Origin of the sequence: Geobacter sp. AOG1 (assembly GCF_019972315.1) — a bacterium.
Taxonomy (GTDB): Bacteria; Desulfobacterota; Desulfuromonadia; order Geobacterales; family Geobacteraceae; genus Geomobilimonas.
The window spans coordinates 1,159,666-1,183,273 of sequence record NZ_BLIZ01000001.1; the positions used below are offsets into that span (position 1 = coordinate 1,159,666).

Sequence of the window (23,608 nt, forward strand, 5' to 3'; positions counted from 1 at the left end):
ATATACCGTCATTATTTCACCTGATCACCACGAACTCCTGCCGTGCCCGGTCCCACGTGTATCCCTTGCCGCTCCAGATTGCCTCGATGGTCTTCCAGTCAAGGCCGAGCCCTTTCATCTCCTCGGTCAGGTAGTAGGCGGGCATGATCTCATTGTCGTCGATCCTGCCGTCCCCATTGGCGTCTGCCCAATGCCGGCCGTTGATTGTCACCTTGCTTGGCCCACCGATGGCCTCCGTGCGGGTCGAGTCACCACTCTGCAGCACCACCTTGCCGGAAAACGATGCCGCCGAATCGAGAGGGGTGTCGGGGGAAATCTTTACCGTGCAGGAAATGGTGACGGTATCACTGCCACCGGGGAGAAGCCATTTCACCTCGCCGCTCGATGGTTGACCTGCTGACGGCTGCGGTGTCGCGTTTACCAGCTGCCAGCCGGCGGGAAGCTGGGATCTGACGATGATTCCACCCGTCCCGGCTTCCCGGCGCAGCACCTTGATCTGAACCGGGATGATTTCCCCCGGTGCTCCGAACGTGGGAAGCCAGCGGACCGCAGCCGGAGCCGTGGCGATCGGGCGGGTCAGCAGCAGGGCCGCTACCAGGACCACGGTTGCCAGCAGGAGGAGCAGCAGCCAATGACGTCGGTGAGTCGGTGGTGGTAGGGAGGGCTCTTCTTCCGGTGGTGGTTCTTCCTCCCGGCGCAGAATTTCTTCGAGAGTAACCTCGAGGGCGGCGGCCAGTTTTTCCGCGTTGTCCCGTTTTATGGTGGGGTAGCGGTTGTTTTCCCAGCGGGAAATGGTGTCGGTTGTCACCCCGACCACGTTTGCCACGTAGAGCTGGGTCAGTTTTTTCATCTCCCGGATGCTTCTGACGCTGCTTCCGTCGACGGCAACGGCTTGGGCGAGGCTTTTTTCCGGCTTGTCGGTGTTTTCGTTCATGGTCCCCATTCTAGCAGAAATAGGGCGAATTCCTTCTTTTTTTTACTGATTGCATGCCTGGTCGGAACCCGACATCGGGTCGCAAATAACCAGATGTCGGTGGCGGAGTGGGGAAAAGCGTGGTATTTTTTATCGCAATGGATGGCCCATCCAACTTTTTTTACGAAAGGAAACAAATCATGAAAAGAATCATCGCAGCAGTAGCACTCACCCTGTTCAGTGCCGGCCTGGCCCTTGCCGCCGACACCATCACCCTGCCGGCCAAGAACGGCAACATCACCTTCCCCCACAAGAAACACCAGGAACTTCTGAAAGACTGCAAGGTCTGCCATGAAAAGGGGCCGGGAAAAATCGAAGGATTCGGCAAGGATTTCGCCCACAAGACCTGCAAGGGGTGTCATGAGACGAAGAAGCAGGGACCGACGAAGTGCGGGGAATGCCACAAAAAATAAGTACGGCTTCGTCAAAAGTCCATCTGCGGCGTTGCCTGCCCCGTTCGTCACTGCGGCGTACCTAGAGTACGCCTCATTCCTCAAGGGTCAAGCGCCTTGCAGCTGAAGCTTTTTACTGTGCCGTAGCGTGCCTTCGGCACGAGGAAAAATCAAAAAGGGGTGGTCGAACGACCGCCCCTTTTCTGTTGCGACGGGGGGGTAAAGATAGTATCTTCATGGCCTCATGAAGCGCTATTTTTCCGATAACTCCCTCCTCCAGTTGCGGGAGTCGATTGACGATGCCGGCGGGAACGAGGTCTTCTTCCTCGGCCGGACCGACGAGACCAGGCTGGTGATCGAAGTCGAACCTCTCGCCCGGGGGAACCGGGATGCCGTGGCCGCCATCATGATCGCCACCTCCTTTGGCGATGTGGTCATCCACAATCACCCCACCGGTCACCTTACTCCCTCCCAGGCCGATCTGGAGATTGCCTCCATCTTGGGGAACCAGGGTGTCGGGTTCTATATCATCGACAACCGTGCCGAACGTTGCTACCAGGCGGTGGCCCCCTTTGCCCGCAAAGCGGTGGAACATCTTGCGTTTCCCGAGGTGGAGCGGTTCTATGCTTCCGACGGTCCCCTTGCTGCCGGTCTCCCCGGCTACGAATACCGGGAGGAGCAGACCCGCATGGCCTTTGCCGTTGCCGAAGCCTTCAACGGGGAGAAGGTGGCGGTAATCGAAGCAGGGACCGGCACCGGCAAGTCCCTCGCATACCTTCTCCCCGCTGCCCTCTGGGCCACCCGCAACAAAGAGCGGGTGGTCATCTCCACCAATACCATCAACCTCCAGGAACAGCTCACCCGGAAGGACATTCCCTTTCTGCAGAGCCACGGTGGCCTGGAGTTCAGGGCCGTCCTCGTCAAGGGGCGGAGCAATTACCTCTGTCTCCGGAAATTGGCGACGGTCAAGAGCGAGCCGGCCCTTTTCAAGGACGAGGCTGCCGAGGAACTGGATGCAATCCTGGCCTGGAGCGACATAACCCGGGACGGCTGCAGGAGCGACCTCACGTTCATCCCCCGGGACGATACCTGGGAGGAACTCTGCTGCGAGGCGGACCAGTGCGGCCGGGTCAAATGCCCCCACTATGCCCGCTGTTTCTTCTATACCGCCCGCCGTGCCGCCGCCAGCGCTGACCTCCTCGTGGTCAACCATTCCCTTCTCATGGCCGATGTGGCGGTGCGCCAGGAGACCGGCTACTCCTCCACGGCCATACTTCCCCCCTTCGAGCGGCTCATCGTCGACGAGGGGCATCACTTGGAGGACGTGGCAACCAGTTATCTTTCGAACCAGGTGACCCGCCAGGGGCTCGTGAAGCTGTTCGGCAAGCTTCAGCACCCCCGCAAGCCCCAGCGCGGGCTCCTTTCCCAGCTTTCCCTGCAGCTTTCACGGGAAGTCCCGGAGGCGCTGGACGATCTCTACATGGAGATCGCCGCCATCCTGGAAAGCCGCCTCATCCCCCGCCGCGCCACGCTGGTGGAACGGGCATCCGGTACCCTGGACGCCATCGGTCTTGCCCTCCTTACGCATATGAAACGGACCGGCGACAAAGTGGGGGAGCAGAAGCTCCGCGTCACCCCGGCGCTCTATGCTACCCCCTTCTGGCAGGAGACGGAAGACCGGGTCCGGGAACTGGCCCGGGAGCTGGCCGATTACACGGCGGCACTGCGGGGATTCCTCAAGGCATGCGGGAAACTCCCGGACAAGGCGGCGGAAAAGCTTGCGGGAAGTCTCATCGATCTGAAGGGGGTCGCGGGGCGCCTGGAAGGGGTGGTGGAACAGCTTCTTTTTTTCGCGGGGCGTGAGGAGGGTTTCTGCCGCTGGTTCGAGGTGAGCCGGGGACAGCGGGGGATGATGGTGCGCCTCTGCTCGTCCCCCCTGGAAGTGGCTGAATCACTCAAAAAGGTGGTGCTGGACAAATTCCGGACGGTGGTCGTTACCTCCGCCACCCTGGCGGTGGGGGAGAAGTTCGACTACCTGGAGCGGCGGACCGGCATCAGTCTTCTCCCCCGGGAACGGGTTACGGAACTGCTCCTTGCCTCTCCCTTCGATTACGGTCGCCAGGCCTTCGTCGGCATCCCCGCCGACCTGCCGGAGCCGACCTCCCCCGCCTTCGAAGCAGCCCTCGGCGAGGTACTGCTGGAGGGACTGACCATATCCCAGGGGCGCGCCTTCGTCCTCTTCACTTCCTACGACCTGCTGAGCAGGGTCCATGGGCGATTGTCGTCCCCTCTTGTGGCCAGGGGGCTGACACCGCTCCGGCAGGGGGAACTCAATCGGCACCTCCTCCTCTCCCGGTTCAAAAAAGAGCAGAATGCCGTGCTGTTCGGTACCGATTCGTTCTGGGAGGGGGTGGACGTTCAGGGGAGGGCGCTGGAACTCGTGGTGATCACCCGGCTTCCCTTCCGGGTTCCGACCGAACCGATCCTGGAGGCGCGGGCTGAGCATATCACCCGGATGGGGGGGGACCCGTTCATCGAGTACACAGTTCCCCAGGCGGTGATCAAGTTCAAGCAGGGATTCGGACGGCTCATCCGGAGCCGGGACGATCGGGGGGCGGTTCTGATCCTGGACAGCCGGGTGCTCTCCAAGAATTACGGACGCTATTTCCTCCAGGCACTGGCCGGGGTGGAGCCGGTCAGGGAAAAACGGGAGGAGGTACTGGCGCGGATGGCTGCCTTTTTCACCCCTTCTCCCGCATCAGGCGCTTAGCGGCGAAGTTGTAGCACTGGAAGTAGGATAGGATCGTCAGGATGAAGGAAAAGTAGATGACGCTCAAGATGAACCGGTCCTGGGGCGCCTTGAAGATGAAGGTGATGAAGAAGATGAAGACGGCCGTCTTGATGCTCTCGCCAATGATCCGCTTGGTGCGGAGCACCTTCAGTTCCTCGACGGAAAGACCATCGGCACAGGAGTCCACCTCCCGTTCTGCATCCCGACCGGCAAGCTTGTTGAGAGGGTAGAATAAAGCAAGCTGAATGAGCAGCGTCACAACGACGCTGTGGAGAAAGCGCTGGGGGCGCCCCTCCGCCTGCAGGATGGTTTGGAAATTCATCGCCATGTAGACGAGGAGAATCACGAGGAACACCTGCACCACCAGATAGATGGTGGTCAACCGCCGCAACCGTTTAAAATCAAAGCTTTTTGCCATGGTTTCTCCAGAATTAACAGGATGTTATTCAACTGCATGCAGGGCATACCATAACAAATCAAATAGCGTTTTACAAGTAAAAGAATGCACGTTCTCTGGACTTCTTCCCAAGCCGGGAGAAATTCCTCTGGGTGCCCAGCCTGTCTCCGCTCCCTTTCCCATAATCACCTCCGTACACGAAAAAGGGGCGGTCTTTCGACCACCCCTTTGTCAGGCTATTGAAGAAGCATTCTATTTTTTGTGACACTCACCGCACTTCGTCGGTCCCTGCTTCTTCGTTTCATGGCACCCCTTACAGAGCTTGTGTGCCGCATCCTTGCCGAGAGTAAGCTTCCCCGGATTCCCTGCACCGTGGCACTCCTTGCATTCCATGGCTGCGCTGTGCCCCTTGTGGTTGAAGGTAACATCGCCGTTCTTCGCCTTCATGGTCACCGTATCGGCAGCAGCCGCCGTCGTCGCGGCAAAAGCGACCATCAATACACCAGCCAAAATCCTTTTCATATTCCGCCTCCTAAATGGTTTTTGTTAAATCGTGTCTAATGTAGTTGCGCATTGATAACTTGTCAAGTCGTTTCGGTGTCGTGCATCTATTTCCGGTGGCAGGCTTCGCACTTGGTCGGCCCGTGCTTCGTCTCGTGACACCCCTTGCAGAGTCTGTGGGCCGTGGCTTTGTTGATGTCGATCTTGCCGGGTTTCCCTCCGCCATGGCAAACCTTGCATTCGAGCCGGGCATTGTGCGCTGCATGGTTAAAGGTGACATTTCCGTTTTTCGCCGGCATGACGACCGTATCGGCAGCCACTGCCATTGTTGCGACACATGCAACCATCACTGCACCAGTCAGAATTCTCTTCATGGATCTGCCTCCGCATGAGAATTGTTAATGCTGGCTAAATGTATTCTCGTAATGAAAGCTTGTCAAGCGTTTACCTCCCTCACGCCACGGCCCTGGCCACGGTAACCGCCCGGACTTCCGCTGCGCCCGCCCCTTTCAGCATTCGGGCGCACTCGGCCACCGTGCTTCCCGTAGTAAAGACGTCGTCTACCAGGATAATCCGCCTTCCCTCTACCCGGGACGGAGCTCTGACGGCGAACGCCCCGCGCACATTGGCCGCACGCTCAGTAGCGGCAAGGTTGACCTGGGGTTCGGTCCAGCGGATGCGGCGCAGGCAGGTGCGGTCAAGGGGCAGTCGCAATTGGCTGGCCAGCACCTGGCCGAGCAGCACCGCCTGGTTGAACCCGCGCTGGCGCAGGCGCCGGACGTGAAGTGGCACCGGTACCACCAGGTCGGCAGCAGAAACAGCGGCCCAGGGGGCGAGAGTTTCGGCGGCAATCAAACCGAGGGGACGAACAAGCTGGACCCGCCGGTCATATTTGAAGCGATGGATCATGTCCCGGATCGGGCCGTCGAATTGAGCAGCGGCCCGGGCGGCGTCGAAGCGGGGGGGAGATAGGGAGCAGGCGCCGCAGCGGTGGTCGGAGCCGCCGATGGTTCCGAACGGCTTCCCGCAGAGTTCACAGAGGGGAGAGGAGATAGGGGTGATGGCATCCCGGCAGTTGGCACAGATGTGGAGCGGGCCAGCCGCCGGGATAAAGGTGCGGCAAACGTGGCAAAGGGGAGGAAAGAGAATATCGAGAAAGGCCCGCAGCACCCGCTGGCTCAGAGGCCCAGGTCTTCGTTCACCACCACCACCCGCACGTCGGTCAGGCGGGGCTTCCGCTCGATGACGGTGGTAATGCGGCAGATCCGGTCCGGCGAATTGCAATCGGAGCAGAAACCAGTCTTGGCGCAGGGGGTGTTGTAGTTGAGCCGTTTGGCGTTGGGGGGGGAGGCCCAGTCCTTTACCCGCTTGATGGCTGCGTTAACGTCGCCGTCCACCAGCTTGTTCCGACCGACAACCACGATCACCTGCCGGGGGCCGAAGAACATGGAAGCGGCCCGGTTGCCGACGCCGTCGATGTTGACGAGAATGCCGGACAGGGTCACGGCGTTGCAGCCGGTCAGGAACAGGTCGCAGGTCAGCTGGCGGCGCATGATGGCGATCCTTTCTTCCGGGGAGAGTCCCGGCACGCTATGGATGAGCAGCTCCTTCCCCTGCCCGCGGAGTTCCTCGATGACCTGCAGGTCCGCAACCGACAGGGAGCCGCCGAATCCGACCGTCTGGGCGGCTGCCGCTTCCTTGAAGATGTAGTCCCGCGCGAACGCAGCAGTCGGGCAGTAGACGGCGTCAAAGCCGTTCTTGCCGAGGGATTCCACTGCTTTTTCACACTTCTGCTGGTGGGTCCATGCCACCAGTTCCTGAGTTTGTGTCATGCTTCGCCTCCGTTGGAAATAATTGCCGGCCAAGCTGCCGGGTCCTGCCGGTAGTAACGGCTCAGTTCCTCGTAGAGAGCCAGATGATGCTCTTTAAGCCCTCCAGGGTTCTCGAAGAACGCCTCCGTTGCCACGGCAAAGAACTCCGCCGGGCTTTCGGCGCCGTAGGGGTCGAGCACCAGGATACCCCCCCGGTCGACTTCCTTCTTCAAACGCTCGTATTCAGCCTCAAGGGTTCGCTGCCAGTGCTTCCGGACGGCACGCCGGGGGAAAAAGGGTGCCGCGTCCGTGATGCCGTCTTCGGCGTCCAGCTGGTGGGCGAACTCATGGAGCACCACGTTGTAGGCACCTTCACCGTCTACCCCGGCCATTTGCACATCTTCCCACGATAGCACGAGGGTTCCCTGCTCCCATGATTCGCCGCTGCGCCGGTCGGTTCCCGTCGTCACCACCCCCGACTCGTCCATCTCCTCGAAGGGAGCCAGGTACTCGTCCGGATAGACGACGATGGAGGAGAGCCCGGGATAGTAATCGGTCTCCCGGTGAAGCAGCAGCAGGCAGGCCTGGGCAGCGATAATCACCCGAATCGCGTCGGTCATGGAGAGGCCTCCCGCACCTTCGAACTGCTTCTCGGCCAGGAAGACCTGGATGTGCCCCTTGAGTTCCTGCCGGTCGGCGGTTGGCAACGAGTCGTAAATGGGGACCTCCCGCTCCAGTATCCGTTCCCAGTCGTGGGGGAACGGCTGGCTCCGGAGGCGTTTGCGACGTGAAGCGGTGATGAGGAGCATGGTCACTCACCTCGGTCGGTGGGGAACGCTTGCCAGCGGCTGACGAGCCGGGTCAGTTCCCGACCATCCTGCTCGTTCACTAGTTGGTGGACGAAGCAGTGGTTCGCCTCCTCTCCCGCCGGTGCGCAACGGGAGATGACCCAGTCGCCGTAGAGCGCCTCCGCCCGGAAGGCAATTTCCAGCTCAGCCAGGCGGAAGCCGTCGGCCACCGGTGGGGGGACCGTTTCCAGCGCCCACTCGGCATAGACCACGTTGTTCACGTGACGGTTCAGGTCGAGATCGGAGCGGCGCACCCGGAATGGCATCTCGCTCACCGCTTTCTTCAGCCGGGGGAGCGGCCCGAAATCGTCGTCCATGACCCGCCGCGGAAGGAGGGGATAATCGGGGAGGTGGTCGGCAAGGCGCACCGGCTTTCGGGTCGCCAGGTCAACCACCGCCCAGGAACTGGTGGCGAGCGCCAGCGGCGTATCGTCGGCTGCCAGTACCTCGAACTCGCGGCAGGAAAAGAGACCTTCCCTGCTGGAGGGCCAGCTGCGGATGCGGACCACCGCACCGGTCCCCACATCCCCCACGAACAGCAGGTGGTAACGGGAAATGACCCAGGTAAGGTTGTGCGCCATGAGATCGCCGACCGAAACACCCAGTTGACGGGCATGATCTCCCGCCACGTCCTGCAGATAGTTGAGGAGCGCAGTCGGGCGGAGTTTTCGCGCCAGGTCCACTTCATAGGTTCGGACCCGGAACTGTTTCTCGTAGATGAGATCGGTCGGGAGGTTCATCAGAAGGCCCCGCTTTTGTGGAGCAGTCGGGTCAGGGCCATGGCCAGCTGCCGGTAGCCGGTGCCGTTGGGGTGGATGTAGTCTGCCTTGAGGGCACGTGATCCCAGGATGCGGGGAAGGGATTTGCCGTCGTAGGGGATGCCGAACTCACCGGCAATCTCGCCGTAGTATGAGGGGGGGTCCATGGTGAGGCTGAAGGCGGGCACTCCTACGAGGACTACGGAGATCCCCCGCTCCCGTGCCATCCGGATCATGGCGCGCAGATTGCTAGCCGTCTGCTGGCTGTCCAGGTGGCGAATAATGTCGTTCCCGCCAAGGCAGAGAATCATGAGTGCCGGTCGCTCCCGGTCGAGCACCTCGGGAAGCCTGGCCAGACCCTCGGCGGTCACCTCCCCCGGTACCCCGGCGTTCACTACCCGGAAGCCGGTTTCCCGGGCAAGAACCGTCGGGTAGCTCTCTTCCGGGGTGGCGCCGGTGCCGTGGGTGATGCTGTCTCCGAAGGCGAGCACCACCCCTCCTGGCGGGATGGGGGGAACCTTGGGACGGGACGGGCAACCGGTCAGGAGCACCAGAACCGCAATGGCGGCAAGAAAACGCATCGTTTCCCCCTATCCCCGTACCGTTCCGGCCATAACCCCGGCACCATTGGGAAGCTCAAGGGGAATGCGCCGCACATCCGTGAGACCTGCGGCAGTCAGCATCTCTTTCAGTTCTCCTTCGGCATAGGCCTGCCCATGGGGGGTCCCCACGAGCATGTTGAGGGAGAAGAGGGCGGGGAACAGGGGGCCGTCCAGGGTATCGTCCAGGATGAATTCCTGCACCAGGAGAAGTCCCCCCGGCTCCAGGGCAGTTACGGCTCTTCGGAGCATTACGGCGCACCCTTCCGGTCCTTCGCCGTGGAGGATGTGGGAGAGCCAAGCGACATCATAGCGCCCCTCAATTTCCCGGGCGATGAAGTCACCGTCGGTGAAGGCGATCCGGTCGGACAGGCCGAAGCGGGCGATGGTTTTTTCCGCGAAAGGGCGCGTGGTGGGGAGATCCACTACCACTGCCGTGAGCTCCGGATTGTGGAGGCAGAAATGGATGGCATAGGTGCCGGGGCCTCCGCCCAGGTCGAGGAGCCGCCGGCGGCCAGTGAGATCGATACGGGGGACGATGCAGGGGGCCATCTGCATGGCCAGGTTGAACATCCCCATCTCGAAGCTCTCCCGGGCCTCTTCGTCGGCAGCGTGGGAGACCCGCTCCCGGACCGGCGCGCCGCTGGCTACAGCCTTGTCGAGGTGGATCCAGCTCTCCATCAGGTGATGATGGTGCATGACGATGTGGCCCAGATAGGCGGGGGACGATTTAGACAGGTACTCAACGGCGAAGGGGGTGGCTGCGTAGCTCTCCCCCCGCTTTTCGACGAGCCCCATTGCTGCCAGGGCGTTCAGGAGCATGGCAAGCCCCCGGGGGTCAAGCTGCAGTCGGCCTGCCAGTTCTGGAGCGGTTGTCTCTCCCTCCGCCAGGGGGGTGAAAATATCCAGCTTCACCCCGGCGTGAAGGGTGCAGATGTTCCAGTACCCCCCGGAGAACTGCAACAGGTCAGGCACGGTCCAAGTCTTGTTTTCCATGGCATTCTCCTTGTGCTCGTCTGCTCCAAAGAGGTTATTTCATTGGGGATGAAAATTTGACGGTCTTCAGAACGGATAGCCAAGCCCGACGAACACCGCCGGCCCGTCATTGCCCCAACCGATATCCACTCTACCGATGAGGTTGGGGCGGACCACTGCCCGGACACCGAGACCGGGATTGAACTCGAAACTGCTGGATTTGAATTCGGCGAGGGACTTCATGACCGACCCGAGGTCGACGAACGGGGCCACTTCCCAGTCGGCGGTGACACCGAAGACCTCCCACCGGAACAGGCGTATCCTCTCCTCCAGGTTGAGAAGGAGATAACTGTTGTCGATGAAGCGGTTGCGGCCGTATCCCCGCAGGGTGGTCTCTCCCCCCAGGATGCTGCGCTCCAGGAAGGGGACGCTGGCCCCCAGGGTCTGGTTGTAAATGAGACGAAAGGCGCTGACGTAGCGTGCATCGTCCACGGGGATGAACCCCTTGGCTTCCACCTCATAGTGGCGATAGTCGGCGGTGCTGCCGAGGATCTCCGAGCTGTTTTCCACCGACACCTTTGCGTAACCGCCGAAGGTCGGCATGATGGGGGAGTTGAGGGTGCTGTAGACCAAGGCGAGCCTCTGGGCATGGGCGGTGAAGCCGTCGATGCCGGGAACGTCCTGTGTCGCGTAGCGGTCGCGGATGAAGGGGATAGAGGAGAAGGCCCCCCGCATGATGTTGACCCCTTTGAGGCGTTCGCCGAAAACCACCTGGTAGTATTTGCCGATCTTGTAGCCGGCGCTTACGTTGAAGCCGAATTCCTGGTCGGCGTAATTGGTTTCGCCCAGTTTGGTGCTGTTGGACTGGAAGCCAAAAAAGCGGGCTGAGCCGTCGGTTAGGTAGAAGACGAAGCTGTTCAGTTCCAGATCGTGACTGAAAAAGGTGGTGTCGCGAAACCGTACTTCCACATCGTCATTGATCTTGGATGATTTGGCGAGGTTGAACTCCCAGAAAAGATCCGCCGTGGGATAGAAGGCCCCGTAAAGGGTGGCGGTGGTGCCGAAGTTGGGATTGTAGTTTAGCTGCGGGGCCAGGAGGGTATTGATTTCGTCATGTTTGTCGTGAATGAGGAAGGCGGTCAGGGCGCCGGAGGTGACCCCCTCGTTGGGGCTCGAAGCGATGACCGGGAGAGGAATGCTGACGACCTTTACCGGGTCGCCGGATTCCCGGTTGCTCAGAGGGTAGGGGAGGTCCTTGCGGGGGACCATGCTGGTGCAGGCCGAGAGGCCCACGAGCAGCACGAACAGGGTTAAGCGCATCATGACGTTACAGCACATTCGGCCATCTTTCGAATATCACGGGGTAAAAAGCGAAGGAAGGATACCCTTTTTCCCCATTCAGTTCAACCAAAACCTTACGGCGCCTACCCCCAGATCAGAAGTCCCGGTTCGTAGACTGACCCGAATGTGGGGTGTTTCGGCATGACCCGGACCAGGAACCCGTGACGACCGCAGAAGCGACACTCCATCTCGCCGCTTAACCGGTAATTGCCCTGCCCGAGGGGGGCAACCGATTCCAGGGGGATAAGCTCGCCGCCGACGATGGCGCCACGGGAATCGAGGACGCCGAAGTAGGCTTCAACGGATACCTCTTCGATGGGAATTTCGCCACAGTTGATGGTGGCGCTGACCGGAATGCGGTCGCCGACGCTCACTTCCTGTGTGCCGTCCGCTTCGACTTCGTTGATTCTTACCTGGTGCCAGTGCCGGTGTACTTTTTCCTTCCATGCCGCAAGGTCGATGGAGAGGGCAAATTCTTCGGTTTCAAGAACCTGGGACTGCTTTCTGGCGGGGACGTAAAAACGCTCGGTGTATTCGCATACCATGCGGTCGGTGGAAAAGACCGGGCAGAGGGTTTGCAGGGAAGCCTTCATGCAGGCGGTCCAACCACGGGGTATGCCATCGACCCCCCGGTCGTAAAAGAGCGGCACGATCTCCTTTTCCAGGAGGTCGTACATGGCCCGGCTTTCCACCTCGTTCTGGTACTCGATGTCGTCGTAGACCTCGCCACTGCCGATGGCCCAGCCGTTGTTTCCCTTGTATCCCTCGCACCACCAACCGTCGAGGATGCTCATGTTGAGCCCACCGTTGAAGGCGACCTTCATGCCGCTCGTACCGCTCGCCTCCATGGGACGGCGCGGGGTATTGAGCCAGACGTCCACCCCCTGCACCAGATGGCGTGCCACGGCCATGTCGTAGTCCTCGATGAAGACGATGCGGTGCCGGAATCGTTCCTGGTGGGATAGCTGGATGATTTCGCGGATAAGTTCCTTTCCCTGGTGGTCAGCCGGATGGGCCTTGCCGGCGAAGATGATCTGTATCGGACGTGCCGGGTCGTTGAGAAGCCGCTCCAGTCGGTCCAGGTCACGCAACAGCAGGGTGCCGCGCTTGTAGGTGGCGAAACGGCGCGCAAAGCCGATGGTGAGGATGTCCGGGTCGAATACCTCGTCCGCAACGACGATCTCCTTGGCAGTGGCACCCACCTTGGTGAGCTGTTCCTTGAGCCGTCGCCGGGAAAAATCCACCAGTTTCTCGCGGCAGCGGTTGTGGGTCCGCCACAGTTCGGCATCGGGAATGCGGTTCACCTTGCGCCACAGGTTGTGGTCGGTGGAGTCTTCGAGCCAGCGGGTCCCCAGGTAGCGGATGAGAAGACCGGCCTTTTCGGTCGCAATCCAGGTTTTCATATGGACGCCGTTGGTGACGGATGCAAGAGGGAGCTGTTCCTCGGGGAGTTCGGGCCAGATGTTTTTCCACATCTTGCGTGAGACGTCGCCATGGAGTTCGCTTACCCCGTTGCTGAAGTCGGCCAGTTTAAGGGCCAGCACCGCCATGCAGAAATTTTCATAGGGATTTTTGGGATTTTGCCGGCCGAGGCCGAGGAATTCTTCGCGGGAAAGCCCCATGCTTCGGTAATAGCGCCCCAGGTACTTTTCCAGCAGGTCGGGCTGGAAGTGGTCGATTCCCGCTTCCACCGGTGTGTGGGTGGTAAAGACGTTGCCCGCCTTGACCGCTTCCCGCGCTTCACTGAATTTGAGTTTTTTCCCTTCCATTATGAGTCGAATCCGCTCCAGGGCAAGGAAAGCGGCGTGCCCCTCGTTCATGTGGCAGACCTGGGGGTCGATGCCGAGGGCGCGCAGCGCCCGTACCCCGCCGATGCCGAGGAGTATTTCCTGACGGATGCGCATGTCCTGGTCGCCGCCGTAGAGGCGGGTTGTGATTTCCCGGTCTTCCGGAGCGTTTTCATCCAGATTGGTATCGAGAAGATAGAGGGGGACCCGCCCGACCTGGACCCGCCAGATGTGAACCCGGACCCGCCGCCCTGCCATGTCCAGATCGAAGTTGACGGGATTCCCCTCCGTGTCCCGTTCCTGGCTGAGGGGGAGGTTGTAAAAGTCGTTCTCCGGATAATATTCCTGCTGCCATCCCTCGATGTTCAGGTACTGGCGGAAATACCCCTGCCGGTAAAGGAGCCCTACGCCGCAGAGGGGAATCCCCAGGTCGCTGGCCGATTTCAGGTGGTCGCCTGCCAGGATGCCGAGACCGCCGGAGTAAATCGGGAGGGATTCGTGGATACCGAATTCCATGGAAAAGTAGGCGAACTGTACCCCCTTTTCCTTGCGCAGCCTTTCGTACCAAGTTCTGGCGGAGAGGTAGTCGTTGATTTTTTCCTCGACCCGGGCCAGGTGGGACATGAAGCCGTCGTCGTGTTTGAGGTTTTCCAGGGTGGCCTGCTGGAGGATGCCGAGCATTTCCACCGGGTTGTGGCGGGTCTCTTTCCAGAGTTCCTGGTCGAGGCGTTTGAAGAGTTCGATCGCTTCCGGCTCCCAGGTCCAACAGAGGTTGTAGGCGATCCTGTGGAGCGCTGCCAGTTCTTCCGGCAGGGAGGGGACCACCGTGAAACGGTGGAGCATTTTGGTGAAATCCATTGAACTACTCCTTCGTCGAGCGAAAGTCGGAATAAGCGGGGTTTGTACGAGACCTGCTAAGTCCCCATGCATGGTCGGGGTGACGATGCCGCAGGGGAGAACGATTCTTCCATGATATCAGATGGAGCACCGTCCACAAGAATGAGAAGGCTACGGTTTTTCGATACCGAACTTCTCCAGGCGGTACTGGAGGGTCTTGTAGCTCATGCCGAGGAGGGGGGCGGCCTTGCTGATGACCCATCCCGCACGGTCCATCGCCTTGACGATGAGGTCCCTTTCCAGGGTTTCGATTGATATCCCTTCGGCGGGGAACTCGAAGGGGAGCCGAGCGGCCGGCGTTCCGTCCTCGTGGATCTCGACCGGCAGGTCTTCCGGTTCGATGTAATCGCTCTCGGTCATCAGCACCCCCCGCTCGATGACCGATTCCAGTTGGCGGACGTTGCCGGGCCAGCTGTAGTTGAGGAGGAGTTTCAGGGCCGGTTTGGCGATTCCTTTGAGCGGGATACCCGCTGCGGAACTGTACTTCCGGACGAAGAAATCGGCCAGGGCGGCAATATCGCTTCCCCGCTCCCGCAGGGGGGGAAGGCTGATACGGATGACGTTGAGGCGGTAGAAGAGGTCTTCACGGAACTGTCCCCGCTTGATTTCCGCTTCCAGGTCCTTGTTGGTGGCGGATATTATCCGCACGTCCACCGGGACGTTTACCTTTCCCCCCACACGGCGGATCTCCTTCTCCTGGATGGCGCGAAGCAGTTTGGCCTGCATCCCCACATTCATCTCGCCGATCTCGTCGAGAAAAACGGTCCCACCGTTGGCCGCTTCGAAAATGCCGATTTCCCGGCTGCCGGCGCCGGTGAAGGAGCCCTTTTCATGGCCAAACAGTTCCGATTCGATGAGGGTGTCGGGAATGGCGGCGCAGTTGATGGCGAAGAACGGCTTTTCCTTGCGGGGGCTGCCGTCGTGGATGGCTCTTGCGACCAGTTCCTTGCCGGTTCCCGATTCACCGTAGACGAGAACCGTCGAAGTGGTGGGGGCGATCTTGTTGATGACGCGGAAGACTTCCCTGATTTTCGGGTGCTCGCCGATCATATTGGGGACCGTCATGGTCTCGGCCAGTTTCCTTTGGAGCACCTGGTTTTCCCGAAGGAGTCCGATATGCTCGAAGGCCCGCTGCAGTGTGAGGAGCAGGTCTTCCCGCTCGATCGGTTTCTCCAGATAGTCGAAGGCTCCCTTCTTCATCGCCTCTACTGCAGAGTCCACTGTGCCGTGGGCGGTCATGATCACTACGCACTGCCGTTGGTTGGCGGCCAGCGCCTGCTCCATGAGCTCCATGCCGGACATCCCCTGCATCTTCAGATCGGTCAGAAGAAGGTCGAATTCTTCCTCGTCCAGCTTGGACATGGCTTCTTTACCCCCCGGGACGGTCGTGACCCGGTATCCTTCCCGAGTCAGAATCGCCTGGAGAATCTCGCGTTGTCCCTTTTCATCGTCTACAACCAGAATGCTGCCCGTCATAGGTCTCCCTTCTACCGCTACCTCTGCCTAGATTTTCTGCGGCAGGACCATGGTGAAGGTGGTCCCTTCCTCCAGGTTGCTTGTTACGGTGATTTCACCGCCATGTTCCTTGATGATCCGTTCCGTAATGGCAAGTCCGAGGCCGATCCCTGCTTCTTTCGTGGTAAAGTAGGGCTGGAATATCTTGTCCAGTTCGTCCGGCTCGATGCCCATTCCCTGGTCCGCGCAGGTGAGACGAAAAACGTTGAGCTCCCGGTCGTAACGTGCGCCCAGCGTGATCCGGCCGCCGTCGTGCATGGCCTGGGCTGCATTGGTGATGAAATTGAACAGGCAGTTGCGCAGCAATTCCTGGTCTGCCTGCATGGGGGGGAGGTCGTCGGGGATGTCCGTCACGATCTCAATTTTTTGTTCATCGAGCTTGTCCTTGAGGAGCGGCAGCGCCTTGGCTACCAATTCCGGGTAGGCAAAGCGGGTGAGGCGGAGCTTGAGGGGGCGACCGTAATTCATGAAGTTGAGCACCATGTAGTTGGCCCGCCGGACCTCTTCCTTAATCTTGTTGGTGAGGTTTTCCGCCTCCCTGCGGCGCTGTTCGGTACATTCGGGCAGAATCTCGCTCTTCAGATGATCGATGGCGAGGCTGATGTAGTTCAGGGGGTTGCGTATCTCGTGGGCGATGCCGGAGGCGAGCTGCCCGACCTTGGAGAGGTGCTCCGCCTCATAAAGTCGTTTTTCCAGGGTTTCTCTCTCGCGGAGTTTCCCCACCATCTCGTTGAAACTTTCCGCCAGGTCGCCAATTTCGTCGCCGCTCTCCACCGGGAAAGTGACCGACAAATCGCCGGCGGAAACCCGTTTGACATTCTCCGCCAGGCGATGGATCGGCCGGGTGTAGCGGCGGGCCAGATAAAAAGTGAGAAAGATGCCGAGCATGAATACCAGTGACGTCGCCACCAGGCGGCGAAGAAAGTTGGCATGCTGGATATTGCTGATGTTGTCGAGGAGGAGGTTGATCTGAACATAGCCGAGCTGCTCGTCGCCGACGATGACCGGCACTACCAGGTCGTAGGGGCGCGTGGAGGAGGGGCCGGTAACGCCCCGAAGGGGGGAAGCCCGGAGGCCTTTTCCCAGTTTTCGTATTTCCCGTTTTTTGCCGACCTTTGCCGGGTCGGAAGAGTTGATGATCTCCCCCTCGTTGTCAATGATGTTGATCTCGTTGATACCTTTGTCCCGTGCCCCCTTCAGGTATTCCGACAGGCGTGAGGACTGGTCTTCCGACTCGGATGTCAGGTCTTCCACGGAGAGCTGGATCGCCTTGGAAACCTCGGTGGAGCTTTCCTGGATCTCGTGAACCAGGTCGTTCTGGCTATACTGGTTCATCGCGAACAGGGTCAGGATGGCGATGACCAGGAGCGACATCATGATGATCACCAGTTTAGTATTGAGCTTCATATAACGAGTCCTTTTACGCACCGGGGAGCGTTAATCCGCGAAATTATACACCAGCGGTGCCGGCGAAAACAAGGAGTTACTCCGTGCTGCGGTTTTATCGGCCGTCATGCTGTATACAACTTCTCTTCTCCGAAGGGATTTGTTACTATAAATTGCTTAAAGCGGTTTGACCATTTTACCCCCGGTGGAGTATTCGTTGCACGAACTTTCCCTGACCCAGAGCATCGTCGATATCTGTCTCCAGCACGGGGAGGGAAAGCGGGTAACCGTCGTGGTGCTGGAGATCGGCGACCTTTCCGGTGTCGTTCCCGATGCCGTCGAATTCTGTTTCGACGCCTGCAGTCGGGGGACCCTGCTTGAAGGGGCGCGCCTCGTCATTGAACGGATTCCGGCCCGTGGAGTGTGTCACGACTGCAGGGCCGAGTTTTCCCTTGGCACTTATTTCGACCCCTGCCCGTCCTGCGGCGGTTTCAGCCATGCCGTCATCTCCGGCGAGGAACTGAGGGTCAAAGAACTGGAGGTAGAGTAACGTATGTGTACCACGTGCGGCTGCGGCCCCGACGAACATCACGACCACGATCATGGCGAGGGGCACCATCATCACCACCATGAAGGGGAGTCCCGCCCCGAGGCCGGCACCCGTATCGCGGTGGAGACCGATCTGCTGGCGAAGAATCGCCACTTTGCCGAAGGGAACCGGCAGCTCTTCGCTGCCAGGGAACTGTTCGTGCTGAACCTGGTCAGCTCCCCCGGATCCGGCAAGACCACCATCCTGGAACGGACCCTGCGGGACCTTGCGGGAGAAATACGGAGCGCCGTCATTGAGGGTGACCAGCAGACTGACAACGACGCCCGGCGGATCGCGGCGGCCGGGGTTCCGGTGCAGCAGATAAACACCGGTGCCGGCTGCCACCTGGATGCCCACATGGTCGGCCATGCCGTCGATCATTTCGACCTCACCAACCTGGACCTCCTCTTCATCGAGAATGTGGGGAACCTGGTCTGTCCAGCTTCCTTCGACCTGGGGGAGCACCACAAGGTGGTGGTCCTCTCCGTAACCGAGGGGGAGGACAAGCCGCTCAAGTACCCCCAGATGTTCCATGCCGCCGATGTCATGCTTCTCAACAAGGTGGACCTCCTCCCCCACGTGGATTTTGACGTGGCCAAGTGCCGGGAGATGGCCCGCCGGGTCAACCCGGCCATCACCATCTTCGAGGTTTCCAGCCGGAGCGGGGAGGGGATGGCGGCGTGGTACGGCTGGCTGCGGAAGAATGTGAAAGGTGAAAAGTGAAAGGAAAAGACGCGGGTTGCCTCTTGTCTTGCGGTTGTTCACCATTCACTTTTCACTATTTTGCTTATGTGTAAGTTAGCAGAGATGTTGGGGTAACATGTGGGGCTGATCAAAAGGATCAGGATCGAAATAGAAGGTATCGTCCAGGGAGTGGGGTTTCGTCCCTTTATCTACCGGCTAGCCGACAGGCATCGCCTGCGGGGATGGGTGCGCAATACCGGCCGCGGCGTCCTGGTCGAGGCGGAAGGGGAATCGGCAGACCTGGAGCCATTTCTGGCGGCAATCTCTTCGGAAGCCCCGCCGCTGGCGGTCATAACCGCACTCCGCTGCATGGAACTCAGTCCGACGGGGGAGGCAGGGTTCGCCATCCTTGCCAGCGGCGATGGCGAAAGCCGGGCGATGGTCTCCCCCGACTGCGACGTCTGCCCCGATTGCCTGGCAGAGCTGTTCGACCCCACTGACCGGCGCTACCGCTATCCCTTCATCAACTGCACCAATTGTGGTCCCCGGTACTCCATCATCACCGGCACACCCTATGACCGCCCCCTCACTACCATGGCCTCCTTTGCCATGTGCTCCGCCTGCCGGGCAGAATACGAGAATCCCGCCAGCCGCCGGTTCCATGCCCAGCCCAACGCCTGTCCGGCCTGTGGGCCGCGCCTCCGCCTCACCACGGCGGCGGGAGACGATGTCGCCGGTGACCCCCTTGACGGAGCGATCCGTTTGCTTCGGGAAGGGCGCATCCTGGCGGTCAAGGGGGTTGGCGGCTACCATCTGGCGGTAGATGCCGGCAACGAGGAAGGGGTGCGAGAACTGCGCCGGCGCAAACAGCGGGACGAAAAGCCGTTCGCCCTCATGGTTCCCCACCTGGCAGCTATTGCCGATTTTGCCCTGGTTGACGAAACGGAGGCCCGCCTGTTGAGCGGGACCGAGCGTCCCATCGTGATTCTCAGAAAGAAGGAAGCAAATGCCATCGCTCCGTCGGTGGCACCCGCCAACGGCTATTTCGGGGTGATGCTTCCCTCCACTCCCCTCCACCATCTCCTCCTGCGGGAGACATTCGATGCCCTCGTCATGACGAGCGGCAACGTGACCGATGAGCCGATCGCCTTTCGGGACGAGGAGGCGCGGAACCGGCTTGCCGGCATCGCCGATGCCTTCCTGAGCCACGACCGGGAGATCCACACCCGGGTGGATGATTCGGTGCTGCGGCTTTTCCAGGGGAACCCCCTCTTTCTGCGCCGCTCGCGGGGGTACGTTCCTCGTGGAGTGCTTCTCCCTGCCTCGCAAAAAAGTGTCCTGGCGGTGGGGGCCGAACTGAAGGCCGCCGTCTGTCTCACCCGGGGGAACCAGGCGTTTCTCAGCCAGCATATCGGCGATCTGCAGAATGCCGCGACCCTTGTCTCCATGGATGAATCCGTCGCCCACCTGCAACGGCTCCTGGATGTGCAGCCGGAGATGGTGGCCCACGATCTCCATCCCGACTATCTCTCTACGGCCTACGCAGGGGGCATCGCCGATCTCCCTGCCCTGGCGGTGCAGCACCACCATGCCCACCTGGCCGCCTGCATGGCGGAAAACGGCCTGGAGGGCGAAACCGTCGGCGTGATCTTCGATGGCACCGGCTACGGCTTGGACGGCGCCATCTGGGGGGGAGAGTTCCTTCTCGGCGACTACCGGGGATTCCGGCGCGTCGGACAGTTTCGCTATGTTCCTCTCCCCGGCGGCGACGCGGCGGTGCGGGAGCCTTACCGGATGGCCATCTCCTGGCTTCACCGGGCGTATGGTGCGACGCTCTTTGCGCTTCCCCTCCCCTTCCTGGCGGACGTGGGGGAGACGGAGCGTGGCATTCTGCTCCGGATGCTGGAACGGGGGATCAATTCACCCCCGACCTCCAGCTGTGGCCGTCTCTTCGATGCCGCTGCTGCCATTCTGGGAGTTCGGTCCCGGATCAGCTACGAGGGGCAGGCAGCCATCGAACTGGAGGCGTTGGCGGAAGCGGGAGCGGCGGGGGAGCCGTTCCCCTTTGCTCTTTCCTATGAAGATGACAGGCAGGTGCTGGACTTTGCCCCTCTGTTCAAGGCGATGACGGATGAGCTGCTTGCAGGAGGGTGCCGTGCCGGACTTGCGCGCCGGTTTCATGCCACCGTTGCCCTGGCTGCGGCATCGGTTTGCGACGAGGTCCGAAAGAACTCCGGGGTCAATCGCGTCGCCCTTTCCGGCGGAGTGTTCCAGAACCGGCTCCTGATCGAAGAGATGGTGATGCTGCTTCGCGTACGGGGATTCGAAGTCCACACCCACCGCCTCGTTCCCCCAAACGATGGAGGGATAGCGTTAGGTCAGGCGGTCATCGCGGGGTGGAGCAACGTCGGCAATAATTTAATTTCAATACAGGACTAAACCACGAGACTAAACTTAAAAACGGACAATTTTTCGTTCTGGCAAGGCTGTCGAGGGAGTGCGCGGAGGTGTACTGGAAGTACGCCGCACAAACAGTCCCGAAGACTTACGCAGCCGGGGCGGAAAAGTGCCCGTTTCCCGGAGGCGATATGTGTGTAGGGGTACCGATGCGTATAATCAGCATTGACGGCACCGATGCGGTGGCAGAGATCGACGGGGTGAAGCGGGATGCGAGCCTCATGCTCATGGCAGATGAGCTGCGAGTGGGGGATTATGTCATCGTCCATGCCGGCTTTGCCATCTCCAAATTGGATGAAGACGAGGCCAGAGAGACGCTGGAGATGATGAGGGAAGTGTTCAAGCCCGAGGATATGCGATGAAACGCTGCTTTTTCGCAATCTCTGCGTTGCTCGTCGGGATTCCTTGTGCGACGTAGCCCTGCTACGTCTCCGCGTCATCCCTTGAGCGCCTTGATCTTACAAAAAATCCGCGTTTCAAAGAACTGAGGTGGAAATGAATTATCTGGATGAATTCCGTGACCGCCAGGTGGTGCTCGGCTTTGCGGAGCGCATCAGAGGGTTGGTCACCGGGCGGAGCACCCCCATGACTTTCATGGAGATCTGCGGCACCCACACCATGGCCATCTATCAGTACGGCATCCGCTCACTTCTGCCGGCGGAAGTGCGGCTCATCTCCGGCCCCGGTTGCCCGGTCTGCGTGACCCCCAACGGTTACGTGGACCGGGCCATCGCCCTGGCCCGCCTCCCCGGAACGGTCATCGCCACCTTCGGCGACATGGTCCGGGTCCCCGGCTCCAGTACCTCCCTCATGGAGGAGCGGGCGCGGGGTGCGGATATCCGCATTGTCTATTCTCCTCTGGACGCCGTCGCCTTGGCGGCCAGAAACCCCCAGCTGCAGGTGATCTTCCTCGGGGTCGGCTTCGAGACCACCGCTCCGGCCATTGCGGGGAGCATCCTGGCGGCGGAACAGCGGGGACTTGCCAATTATTTCGTCCTGACCGCCCACAAGACCATCCCGGTGCCGATGCAGATCTTGGCCGCGGATCCGGAGCTTTCCATCGACGGCTACCTCTGCCCGGCCCACGTGAGCGCCATCATCGGCGCCAACGCCTACCGCCCCTTGGCCGAGGAGCAGGGAGTCCCCTGCGTAGTTACCGGGTTCGAGCCGACTGACGTGATGCAGGGAGTGGAGATGCTGGTCCGACAAGTGCTTGCCGGAGAAAGCCGGGTCGAAAACCAGTACCGGCGGGTGGTAACTGCGGAGGGAAATGCACGGGCCCAGGCGGTGCTGGCCCAGGTATTCACCCCCTGCGATGTTGAGTGGCGCGGCATTGGGGTGATTCCCGGCAGCGGCCTCAGGATCGCAGAGCCCTATGCCCGCTACGACGCGGAACGGGCCATACCCGTGGCGGTGGAGGAGTTGCAGGAACACCGGGGGTGCCTCTGCGGCGAGATACTCAAGGGGAAGGTGAGCCCCTTCGACTGCCCGCTCTTCGCCACCACCTGTACGCCGGAGGCGCCGGTGGGGGCGTGTATGGTGTCGAGTGAGGGGACCTGCGCGGCGGCCTACAAATACGGCCGTTAGGGGGAATGCCGCTTTTCCGCCCTGGCTGCGTAAGTCTTCGGAATCGCGTGTGCGGCGTACCTCCGGTACGCCGCACACGCGATTCCTCGACAGCCTTGCCAGGACGAAAAATCGACATTCCTGTTTTTTATGTAGAGTTGCTTTTTAGAGGGTAAACCATTGGGCTGTGATTTTTTCGCAAGGTCAAGGCGGGCAAGGATTTGGGCGGAGGCGTAGCAGCGCTACGCCGCACAAACGAATCCGCCGCCCAACGCCGAGATTGCGGAAAAGGCGCATCCCTTTCAGGAGGAGAAGTGGATAAAGACCTCATATTGTTGGGCCATGGCAGCGGTGGAAAGCTTTCCCACCAGCTCCTGGACGAACTGATTATTCCGACCCTGTCGGGGGTTCCGGTGGCGGGGCAAAACGACGCGGCGGTGGTGGAGCACAACGGCCAACGGCTCGCCTTTACCACCGACTCCTACGTGGTCGACCCGATCTTCTTCCCCGGCGGTAATATCGGCAGCCTGGCGGTGAACGGGACGGTCAACGACCTGGCCATGATGGGGGCGCGGCCGCTCTTCATGAGCGTCGGCCTCATTCTGGAAGAGGGGATGAGCCGTCGGGAACTGGCCATAATCCTTGCCGCCATGCGGGAGGCGGCGGACAGGGCGGGGGTCGCCATTGTCACCGGCGATACCAAGGTGGTCCCCCGGGGGAAGGCGGACCGGCTCTTCATCAATACCTCCGGGGTCGGCGTGGTGGAAAACGGGGTGGAGATCAACGGCTGCAAGGCCCAGGTGGGAGACCGGGTCATCATCAACGGCACCATCGGCGACCACGGCATCGCGGTGCTGGCGGCCCGGGAGGGGCTGGAGCTGGCCACCGACATCGAGAGCGACTGCGCTGCCCTGAACGGACTGGTGACCGAGCTGCTCCAGGACGGGGAGGCGCTCCACGTGCTGCGGGATCCGACCCGTGGGGGGGTGGCGACCACTCTCAAGGAGATCGCCATTCAGTCCGGTGTGACCATAACCCTGCGGGAGGAGGCTCTTCCCCTGAAGAGCGGCGTCAGGGGTGTCTGTTCCATTCTCGGTCTCGATCCTCTTTACGTGGCCAACGAGGGGAAGCTCCTGGCGATTGTCGCACCGGACCGGGCCGACGCCGCCCTTGCCCGGATGCGCAGGCATCCCCTCGGCAGCGATGCCGCCATCATCGGCGAAGTGACCGGTGCCTCCGATGGCCGGGTGCAGTTGGAGACCTCCGTGGGGGGGGTGCGCGGGGTGGAAATGCTGGCGGGGGAGCAGCTGCCGCGGATATGCTAGAAATGCCACGGTTCAT

22 protein-coding genes are annotated in these 23,608 nt (G+C 60.8%); 8 read left to right on the top strand and 14 right to left on the bottom strand.

Annotation, left to right across the window (positions count from 1 at the left end; all coding sequences use genetic code 11):
* Positions 1 to 16 precede the first annotated feature (16 nt).
* Positions 17 to 934, bottom strand: a complete 918-nt coding sequence (locus LDN04_RS05335) for a helix-turn-helix transcriptional regulator (RefSeq protein ID WP_223907283.1) — start codon at positions 932 to 934, stop codon at positions 17 to 19.
* Positions 935 to 1,113: 179 nt separating this feature from the next.
* Between LDN04_RS05335 and LDN04_RS05340 the strand changes: the two genes are divergently transcribed.
* Together LDN04_RS05340 and LDN04_RS05345 are read left to right on the top strand one after the other, a co-directional pair.
* A complete protein-coding gene (locus tag LDN04_RS05340) occupies positions 1,114 to 1,386 on the top strand; it encodes a cytochrome c7 (RefSeq protein ID WP_223907286.1) in 273 nt (90 codons plus the stop codon).
* Positions 1,387 to 1,609: 223 nt separating this feature from the next.
* Complete coding sequence (locus LDN04_RS05345) at positions 1,610 to 4,135, top strand: helicase C-terminal domain-containing protein (RefSeq protein WP_223907289.1); 2,526 nt, start codon at positions 1,610 to 1,612, stop codon at positions 4,133 to 4,135.
* On the opposite strand, the gene LDN04_RS05350 is transcribed toward LDN04_RS05345, so the two are convergent.
* From LDN04_RS05350 to LDN04_RS05410, 13 genes are all read right to left on the bottom strand, one after another.
* Positions 4,107 to 4,574 carry a hypothetical protein gene (locus LDN04_RS05350; RefSeq protein ID WP_223907292.1) on the bottom strand — a complete coding sequence of 156 codons (468 nt, stop codon included), beginning with the start codon at positions 4,572 to 4,574 and terminating at the stop codon, positions 4,107 to 4,109. The genes LDN04_RS05345 and LDN04_RS05350 overlap by 29 nt on opposite strands.
* 231 nt (positions 4,575 to 4,805) lie before the next feature.
* Positions 4,806 to 5,075, bottom strand: coding sequence for a cytochrome c3 family protein (locus tag LDN04_RS05355; RefSeq protein WP_223907295.1), 270 nt, complete (start codon positions 5,073 to 5,075; stop codon positions 4,806 to 4,808).
* 86 nt (positions 5,076 to 5,161) lie between these two features.
* The gene (locus tag LDN04_RS05360; protein ID WP_223907298.1) at positions 5,162 to 5,428 is read right to left on the bottom strand and encodes a cytochrome c3 family protein; all 267 of its coding nucleotides are present in this window, start codon (positions 5,426 to 5,428) and stop codon (positions 5,162 to 5,164) included.
* A gap of 79 nt (positions 5,429 to 5,507) precedes the next feature.
* Positions 5,508 to 6,224, bottom strand: coding sequence for a ComF family protein (locus tag LDN04_RS05365; protein WP_223907300.1), 717 nt, complete (start codon positions 6,222 to 6,224; stop codon positions 5,508 to 5,510).
* Positions 6,225 to 6,232: 8 nt separating this feature from the next.
* Positions 6,233 to 6,886: a lactate utilization protein gene (locus LDN04_RS05370; RefSeq protein WP_223907302.1), complete on the bottom strand. Its 654-nt coding sequence runs from the start codon at positions 6,884 to 6,886 to the stop codon at positions 6,233 to 6,235.
* Entirely contained in the window at positions 6,883 to 7,674 is a 792-nt protein-coding gene (locus LDN04_RS05375; protein ID WP_223907305.1) for a zinc-dependent peptidase, read from the bottom strand. Before LDN04_RS05375 ends, LDN04_RS05370 begins: the two co-directional genes overlap by 4 nt.
* A gap of 2 nt (positions 7,675 to 7,676) precedes the next feature.
* Positions 7,677 to 8,453, bottom strand: a complete 777-nt coding sequence (locus tag LDN04_RS05380) for an acyl-[acyl-carrier-protein] thioesterase (protein WP_223907308.1) — start codon at positions 8,451 to 8,453, stop codon at positions 7,677 to 7,679.
* Entirely contained in the window at positions 8,453 to 9,052 is a 600-nt protein-coding gene (locus LDN04_RS05385; RefSeq protein WP_223907311.1) for an arylesterase, read from the bottom strand. The genes LDN04_RS05380 and LDN04_RS05385 overlap by 1 nt, the downstream gene beginning before the upstream one ends.
* 9 nt (positions 9,053 to 9,061) lie before the next feature.
* A complete protein-coding gene (locus tag LDN04_RS05390; protein WP_223907313.1) occupies positions 9,062 to 10,066 on the bottom strand; it encodes an acetylserotonin O-methyltransferase in 1,005 nt (334 codons plus the stop codon).
* 66 nt (positions 10,067 to 10,132) lie between these two features.
* Complete coding sequence (locus tag LDN04_RS05395; RefSeq protein ID WP_223907316.1) at positions 10,133 to 11,368, bottom strand: BamA/TamA family outer membrane protein; 1,236 nt, start codon at positions 11,366 to 11,368, stop codon at positions 10,133 to 10,135.
* A gap of 101 nt (positions 11,369 to 11,469) precedes the next feature.
* On the bottom strand, positions 11,470 to 14,031 hold the full coding sequence (locus LDN04_RS05400) for a glycosyltransferase family 1 protein (RefSeq protein ID WP_223907320.1): 2,562 nt from the start codon (positions 14,029 to 14,031) through the stop codon (positions 11,470 to 11,472).
* Between the two features lie 150 nt (positions 14,032 to 14,181).
* On the bottom strand, positions 14,182 to 15,546 hold the full coding sequence (locus LDN04_RS05405; RefSeq protein ID WP_223907323.1) for a sigma-54 dependent transcriptional regulator: 1,365 nt from the start codon (positions 15,544 to 15,546) through the stop codon (positions 14,182 to 14,184).
* A gap of 27 nt (positions 15,547 to 15,573) precedes the next feature.
* A complete protein-coding gene (locus tag LDN04_RS05410) occupies positions 15,574 to 16,992 on the bottom strand; it encodes an ATP-binding protein (RefSeq protein WP_223907326.1) in 1,419 nt (472 codons plus the stop codon).
* A 196-nt stretch (positions 16,993 to 17,188) separates the two neighbouring features.
* Here LDN04_RS05410 and hypA point away from each other — a divergent pair, with 196 nt between their 5' ends.
* The 6 genes from hypA (at position 17,189) to hypE (ending at position 23,592) form a co-directional block, all read left to right on the top strand.
* Positions 17,189 to 17,521: a hydrogenase maturation nickel metallochaperone HypA gene (gene hypA, locus LDN04_RS05415; protein ID WP_223913342.1), complete on the top strand. Its 333-nt coding sequence runs from the start codon at positions 17,189 to 17,191 to the stop codon at positions 17,519 to 17,521.
* Positions 17,522 to 17,524: 3 nt separating this feature from the next.
* Positions 17,525 to 18,283 (top strand): hydrogenase nickel incorporation protein HypB, encoded by a 759-nt coding sequence (gene hypB, locus LDN04_RS05420; protein ID WP_223907329.1) that lies wholly within the window; start codon positions 17,525 to 17,527, stop codon positions 18,281 to 18,283.
* Between the two features lie 99 nt (positions 18,284 to 18,382).
* Entirely contained in the window at positions 18,383 to 20,683 is a 2,301-nt protein-coding gene (hypF, locus tag LDN04_RS05425) for a carbamoyltransferase HypF (protein ID WP_223907332.1), read from the top strand.
* Between the two features lie 149 nt (positions 20,684 to 20,832).
* Positions 20,833 to 21,063, top strand: a complete 231-nt coding sequence (locus tag LDN04_RS05430; RefSeq protein WP_223907334.1) for a HypC/HybG/HupF family hydrogenase formation chaperone — start codon at positions 20,833 to 20,835, stop codon at positions 21,061 to 21,063.
* 133 nt (positions 21,064 to 21,196) lie between these two features.
* On the top strand, positions 21,197 to 22,288 hold the full coding sequence (gene hypD / locus LDN04_RS05435) for a hydrogenase formation protein HypD (RefSeq protein WP_223907337.1): 1,092 nt from the start codon (positions 21,197 to 21,199) through the stop codon (positions 22,286 to 22,288).
* Positions 22,289 to 22,581: 293 nt separating this feature from the next.
* Positions 22,582 to 23,592: a hydrogenase expression/formation protein HypE gene (gene hypE / locus LDN04_RS05440; protein ID WP_223907341.1), complete on the top strand. Its 1,011-nt coding sequence runs from the start codon at positions 22,582 to 22,584 to the stop codon at positions 23,590 to 23,592.
* The last annotated feature ends 16 nt before the right edge of the window (positions 23,593 to 23,608 follow it).